The sequence below is a fragment of the Colwellia sp. SU-HH01217 genome (genome assembly GCF_057543495.1).
Map to the genome: position 1 here is coordinate 352,406 of NZ_BAAJLX010000003.1, position 6,049 is coordinate 358,454.

The window sequence follows — 6,049 nt, forward strand, 5'->3', positions numbered from 1 at the left end:
GGAGTCATTCCTCATGAGTAACAATCCAGAAGAAAATAAACCAGAAGAGAATAAAACGAGCCCCAACAATGTGAATCAACTCATTCATGATGCTAGGGGCCCACTAAATAGAATTTCTATGCAGGCAGAGCTGATAAAATTAGTATTAGAAAATGACATGCCAATTGAAAAAGCGTTAGAAGCAGCGAATAAAATAATAAACTCCTGCCAAGAATGCAGTCAAACACTTGAACAGCTGTCTAAAGCGTCTAACTAAAACGTACAATAATTGCAGTTAAGGTGATCTTCCATTATGAGCTACATTGAGCGGCTACTAGAAAACAAAAAAATATCGTGGGGCTTAATATTTTCTATTGTGATAGGTGTTATCGTTATAAATGTAATACTCGCGTTAAAAACGATAGATGATTTATCAATTACTCAAAAAGGTATCACCAATACGGGTGAAATAATTCTTAGTATAGATAAGTTACATAATTTAGTGCTAGCAGCTGAAACTGGACAGCGTGGTTATTTACTCACCCAAAAAGAAGATTATTTACAACCTTATCAAAATGCGATTGGTCAGGTAATTGAACAACTTAAATTAGTACAGACTTTACAATCTGATATTGCTAATCAAGAAGAAAATATTAAAGAGTTGGCTAAATTAGCTGAAATGAAAATGATTGAACTTAGCTCAACTGTAGACCTTGCATTAGCCGACAAAGAGAAATTAGCGTTAAATGTTGTACTAACGGGCCGAGGACGAAGTTTATATAAAGAAATGGCAAGCCTATTTTATCGTATAAAAAGTAGTGAAATTCTATATCGCAATAAATTATATTCCCAATTGGCCGCCACCGAGAAAGAAGCAAAACTTACCTTTAGTATCTCTTCAATTACTAGTTTTTTGTTACTTGTTGGTATAGGCGTGCTTGTTTACTTAAACACTAAGTCTGAATTTTTTTATCGCCAATCACTAGAAGTTAGTAATGAGGAATTAGCCGAAAAAGTTAATATACGCACCCAAGAATTAACCATTTACTCAGAGGAGTTAGCCCGTAGTAATCGTGAATTAGAAGATTTTGCATTTGTCGCCTCACACGATTTACAAGAGCCTTTACGTAAAATAAGAGCATTTGGTGATAGGTTATCGACAAGTTACTCCGATGTTATCGACGAACGCGGCTTAGATTTTATTGAGCGTATGCGAAATGCCGCAGAAAGAATGTCTAATTTAATTAACGACTTACTAGAGTATTCACGCATTAACACCCGCGGGAAAAAGTTTTTATCTGTCTCGTTAACACAAGTTGTTGATGAGGTAATTGGCGATCTTGAAGTGGCGATAGAAGAAAGCGCAGCTGTGATTAACTATCACGATTTACCTGAAATTAATGGGGATATCAGCCAGCTTAGTCAGTTATTTTTAAACCTACTCAGTAACTCGATTAAATTTAGACAAGAATCTATTGCCCCTCAAATAACGATAAGCCATGTTAACGAATCTGTTTTTGATAGCACGTTAAATACAGAAACGTTATGGCATATTATTAACATTAGCGATAACGGTATCGGCTTTGAACAAAGCTTTGACGAAAAAATATTCATTCCTTTTCAGCGTCTGCATGCCCGAACAGCTTATAAGGGTACAGGTATTGGTTTAGCTGTCTGCCGACGTATTGTAGAACGTCATGGCGGCACAATAGAAGTTAAAAGCAAAGTACAGCAAGGAACAACATTTACGGTGCGCATACCTCACGATTATGAGCCCCCAGTAACATAAAACATAAATTTTTAGGAACTTACCCATGAAAAAAAGCACACCTATTGTCATTTTAATGGCCGACGATGATGAAGATGATCGGCTACTTGCTCAAGATGCACTCACTGAAAGTCGCGTTATCAATGAACTTTATTTTGTTGAAGATGGTGTCGAGTTATTAGACTTCTTAACTCACCAAGGAAAATTTGAAGATAAAGCCAGCGCACCTCGACCTGGTCTTATTTTATTGGATTTAAATATGCCGCGTAAAGACGGTCGTGAAGCGTTAAAAGAAATAAAAGCCAACCCACAACTTAGAAGCATTCCTGTTGTTATTTTAACTACATCAAAGCAAGAAGAAGATATGGTAAAAGGCTACGAGCTCGGTGCTGCTTCTTATATTACTAAACCCGTGAACTTTGAAGGCTTAGTGGATTTAATGAAGGCATTGGGTAAATATTGGGTTGAATTTGTTGAACTACCGCCGCACCATGAACAAACGCTTAACTAATTAATAATTTAATGACCTTATAAAACGAGAGCAAGTATGCGTGCACAGGATTTAAGTTTACAATGTCTAAGCTAATTATGCCTAAACTAACGAACAAAAAACGTCTTTTATTAGTAGAAGATGACGAAGATGATTACATTCTAACCTGCGATTACCTTGAGCAAATGCCTAACCATCAGTTTGATATTGACTGGGTCGATAATCCCAGTCAAGCGATGGAATTATTGCAAAAAAACAACCATGATATTTGTTTACTCGATTATCAGCTAGGTGGACTCAATGGTTTAGCGGTACTAAAGCAAACCAGTGAAAATGGCTGTTCTGTACCAATCATTATGCTCACCGGACAAATAGACAGCGAGCTAGATAACAGCGCACTCGATGCAGGTGCTGTTGATTATTTAGTAAAATCTGATCTCGATAGTGCCAGATTTAACCGCGCCATTCGTTATGCTCTAGCAAGAAAAGATATTGAAAATGAACGCCTTGAACGAATTAAAGCAGAAACAAAAAGCCGCTCTAAAGATAAGTTTTTAGCCCACTTAAGTCACGAACTACGTACCCCATTAACTTCAATTTTAGGTTATACAGAATTACTACTAAGCGACTCTAACAACCAAGCGATAAAAGGCGAATTGTCCACCATATTCAATAATGGTAAGCATTTATTAGGGCTGCTCAATAACGTTTTGGATTTATCTAAAATTTCAGCAGGTAAATTCGAATTAAATACCACCACCATTTCTCTTGAAAATTTTATTTCTGATATTTACACATTAATGTTGATGTCTGCTCAAGAAAAAGGGATTAATTTACGCTTAACAGCCAAATCAGCGTTACCCACTAAAATTATTGCTGATCCATTAAGGTTGCGCCAAATACTTATTAATATTATTCATAATGCAATAAAGTTTACCCACAAAGGCTCTGTGCATATTGCGTTATGGCTTGATGAAACAAATGACGGTCTGCGTTTGTATTTCTCAATTACAGATACTGGCATAGGGATCCCGAGTGAATTATTACCCACAATATTCAAACCCTTTGAACAAGTACAAGACATAGTTTCGCGCAACGAGGAAGGTGTTGGTCTTGGCTTATCTATATGTAGTGAGTTGTTAAATCATATGGGAGGCAATATCTCAGTTGAATCAACACTTGAACGGGGCAGCCAATTTATCGTGTGTATTGATCCGGGAAAAATTGCTAATACCGAGCGAAAAACGTTAACGTTTGATTCTGATAACTACCCATCTACCACTGAGCTATTGAGTAAAATTACAGGAAAAGTGCTCGTTGTTGACGATAACGACGACATTCGAAAATTACTAGGTTTTACCTGTCGATCGTTCGGCTTGGATGTTAGTTATGCAAAAAATGGCCAACAAGCTATCTCTACCATTGTGTCACATATTGAAACTCAAGCGCCATTTGATTTAGTGCTAATGGACATTCATATGCCTGTGCTTGATGGCAAACGCGCTATGTCAAAACTAAACACAATAAACATTACAACCCCCGTATTCGCTATAACTGCTGCAACGATGAAAGGTGTGGCACAAGAGCTTTACGATTTAGGCTTTAGCGATGTCGTGGCCAAGCCCATAGACAAAGAAGAATTACATCAAAAAATTAAAGCGCACTTAGAATTAAACACATCAGCTGCTAAGCCCCCCCAAAAAAAAGCACCAGAAAAAACACCTCAACAAGTATTATTAGTTGAAGATGACGTAGACGCAGCAAAAATTACCGCTTTATTGCTTAACACCTTAGGAAAACAAGTAACAATTGCCCACAACATCAAACACGCAAAAGAGTTAATTGAAACAGATGCTAATTGGCAGCATATGTTAATTGACATGAATTTACCTGACGGTAATGGTCTAGAGCTTAGTGCGGCGATTAAAAGTAAAATCCCAACCGCTACCATTACCATCGTTAGCGGTAACGATGTATCAAAAGAAGAATTAAATCGCTATGGTGCAGATAGCGCCCTACTTAAGCCAATTAATTCTGCAATGTTGCAACAATTGTTTATTAACTAAAGATAATAACCATGCAAGTACTACATAACACCCTGTATATTTTACCCACTAATTAATATCTATTTTTCACACCGCAACACATAAACCTAAGTTTCACTATTAATAACAACCACTTAACCTTTTGGCACAACTCTCGCTTAATAACTAATGTAATTCAAAAAAATAAAGGAGAAATCTAATGTTAAGTTGGGCATTCACTTTTTTAGTTATCGCAATTATCGCTGCTATTTTTGGTTTTGGTGGAATTGCAGGTGCAGCAACAGGAATCGCTAAAATTTTATTTTTTGTCTTTGTTGTATTACTAGTTATCTCATTAATAGCCAATGCATTACGAGGAAAAGCTCCAAAAGCTTAGCCATATAATTATTTAAGGAAAATTATTATGAACATGAATAAAAAATCAATAATATTAACAGTTGCGCTTAGTACACTACTTGGTTTAAGTGCTTGTAGTGATGAAAAAGCTGAAGAAACAGGTGAAAAAATTGATCAAGCAATCTCTAACACCAAAGATGCCGCAGAAGATGCTACTGACAAAGTCAAAGACGCTGCTAATGATGCTAAAGATAAAGTAAAAGAAGTCGCAACTGACACAGGAAATGCGATTGAAGATGCTTGTGAAGACGCAAAAAAGGATTTAGATGCTGAAGATACTGATTGTTAGTTTTTCAATTTTGAGTATCACCAATTAACGGCGATTTTCTCAAATTCAACTCATATAAATCATGAGTATTGACTATAAAATGGTTAGCACAATTGCTAACCATTTTATTTATCACTCTTGTTTTAAAAGGGTTATCCCAATCAATACAACATCTTTTTAGCGATAAATATTATTGCTCCAGTTTACAAACCAGGAAACTCTCATGCCCTCAGCCACACCGTCAATTACCACAAAAACTATCAAACCATTATTTGCCAAAGTTTTTACTTTTATATTTTTTAGTTTGGCTGCCGCGATTATATTTTCACTATGCAACACTATTGTTCATGGCATTATCGATGGCGTGGATATAATGCAAATTTTCTTAAGTAGTATTAATACAAGCATAATTGCACTCGCCGTTTTCGAGCTGGCTTTAGTAATTAATCAAGAGTATTCCAATCATGTAGAAACAGAAGATGTTATTGAAAGCTTGAGAAGAACAATACCGCGATTTATTGGTACGGTTTGTATAGCCTTGTCGATAGAAGGTTTAATTATGGTCATAAAATATAGCCAATTAGAGTTGGCGGGCAACCTTTATTACCCTGTTGCAATAATATCAAGTACTGCAATATTGCTGACTTCACTGGGTTTGTTCTTACACCTAACCAAAAACAACACTAACAGCACAAACTTAACACCTCAGAGCAACTCAGAATTCAATAATAAGGCTAAATAATAAAGATAATGAATAAATAAGTCATACAAGCCATCATACTTCCTTATGCAATCAGGAGGTATGCAATAAATGAGGAAAAACACTGTACTAATAAAATTATTGCTAACTATTTTTCACTAATATACTTCATTGAGAAACCTTCATTATTCTCTCCTGATACAAGTAAAATAATAATATTATTATTTTCTATTCAATTATACCATGTCGTTCCAATGCTTTTGGTAAACATGTCCACGATACTCAACGGCATTAACTTTGAACTCATTTGAGTATTTCCAAGTTCGTCTTGGGTTATTGTACTTTGGCATAAGACACCTCATCTTTAGTTAGATTTTGGTGTCCGTTTTATCGGGGGAGGATC

General features: G+C 35.9%; 7 protein-coding genes. All 7 read left to right on the forward strand.

Going from position 1 to position 6,049, the window contains the following annotated elements:
- Positions 1-13 precede the first annotated feature (13 nt).
- Positions 14-256, forward strand: a complete 243-nt coding sequence (locus AC27G3_RS06640) for a histidine kinase (RefSeq protein ID WP_487119946.1) — start codon at positions 14-16, stop codon at positions 254-256.
- 36 nt (positions 257-292) lie between these two features.
- A complete protein-coding gene (locus tag AC27G3_RS06645; RefSeq protein ID WP_487119948.1) occupies positions 293-1,768 on the forward strand; it encodes a sensor histidine kinase in 1,476 nt (491 codons plus the stop codon).
- 25 nt (positions 1,769-1,793) lie between these two features.
- A complete protein-coding gene (locus AC27G3_RS06650) occupies positions 1,794-2,258 on the forward strand; it encodes a response regulator (RefSeq protein ID WP_487119950.1) in 465 nt (154 codons plus the stop codon).
- 62 nt (positions 2,259-2,320) lie between these two features.
- Positions 2,321-4,303 carry a hybrid sensor histidine kinase/response regulator gene (locus AC27G3_RS06655; RefSeq protein ID WP_487119952.1) on the forward strand — a complete coding sequence of 661 codons (1,983 nt, stop codon included), beginning with the start codon at positions 2,321-2,323 and terminating at the stop codon, positions 4,301-4,303.
- Positions 4,304-4,481: 178 nt separating this feature from the next.
- Positions 4,482-4,658, forward strand: a complete 177-nt coding sequence (locus AC27G3_RS06660) for a DUF1328 domain-containing protein (protein ID WP_487119954.1) — start codon at positions 4,482-4,484, stop codon at positions 4,656-4,658.
- A gap of 27 nt (positions 4,659-4,685) precedes the next feature.
- Positions 4,686-4,967, forward strand: a complete 282-nt coding sequence (locus tag AC27G3_RS06665) for a YtxH domain-containing protein (RefSeq protein ID WP_487119956.1) — start codon at positions 4,686-4,688, stop codon at positions 4,965-4,967.
- 202 nt (positions 4,968-5,169) lie between these two features.
- Positions 5,170-5,688 (forward strand): hypothetical protein, encoded by a 519-nt coding sequence (locus tag AC27G3_RS06670; protein ID WP_487119958.1) that lies wholly within the window; start codon positions 5,170-5,172, stop codon positions 5,686-5,688.
- The last annotated feature ends 361 nt before the right edge of the window (positions 5,689-6,049 follow it).